The following is an 829-nucleotide window of genomic DNA, read 5'->3' as shown; positions in this document are numbered from 1 at the left end:
CAACGTGATTGTATAAGATTAGTGGCGTGTTTAAGCACCTAATTTAGCAAATAAAAACTGAATAGAAAATCCGCGAGGATTTTCGTAAGTAGGCGAGGACTAGCCATTAATTTTATACGGTGTTACCACACGTTTTTTATTTTCCGAGTTCAATTAATTTTCTGCTTAATCTCATAAATTCCGTTGTATCGATTGGTTGCCATCTGACAACAACGTGATATTCTCTTTCTGTACAGTTCTCTTTATTTGGCATTTGGGCTTCGATAACCCAATTTTGACCATCAAGTCCACTTCTTTCAATGGTGACAGGAAGATTCCAAAGTTTTGTCCTTTCAGTTAGACTTTTAAATTCATTCCATTGATTTTCGGTTAAATTTCTTTTCGTAAGTTGTACAACTGTGTCTTTTTTATTTCCGTTTTCTCTTCGTTCGAGTTTTTTAGAAATAAATTCATATGAGCCATTCTTATTATAAATTCTATAAATTTCGGAAGATTTAGACATTGAGTTGTGAATCATCAGTCTGTAGGATTCTTGCTTTTCTGTTTTTAATGAAGGTTCATCAATTCTATACAGATAGTTTTTCCACCAAGCACTATCTTCAGGGTCAGATTCTAAAGATGCGATAATACTATCATTCTGTTTTCTGATTTCCTTGTTAAAATCACAATTTTTTTTCGTTTTACACGCCGAAAATAAAATTATTAAAAGACAACTATATATTAATGTTCGATTCATTTTTCAAATGTGTGGTAACGTGTACCTATATGAAAAGTAGCGGATTTTAAGAGCCATTTTTCAGATTAGGTATGCAGTTAAATGTAAGAAAAA

Annotated in this window: 1 protein-coding gene; it reads right to left on the bottom strand. The window is 32.0% G+C overall.

Annotated features, from left to right (window positions below):
* Window positions 1-136: 136 nt before the first annotated feature.
* Window positions 137-736 carry a hypothetical protein gene (locus tag G5V56_RS11560; RefSeq protein WP_166965131.1) on the bottom strand — a complete coding sequence of 200 codons (600 nt, stop codon included), beginning with the start codon at window positions 734-736 and terminating at the stop codon, window positions 137-139.
* Window positions 737-829: the final 93 nt, after the last annotated feature.

This window comes from Yeosuana marina, from assembly GCF_011762485.1.
GTDB lineage: Bacteria > Bacteroidota > Bacteroidia > Flavobacteriales > Flavobacteriaceae > Yeosuana > Yeosuana marina.
This window is presented reverse-complemented; position numbering and strand designations above follow the sequence as displayed.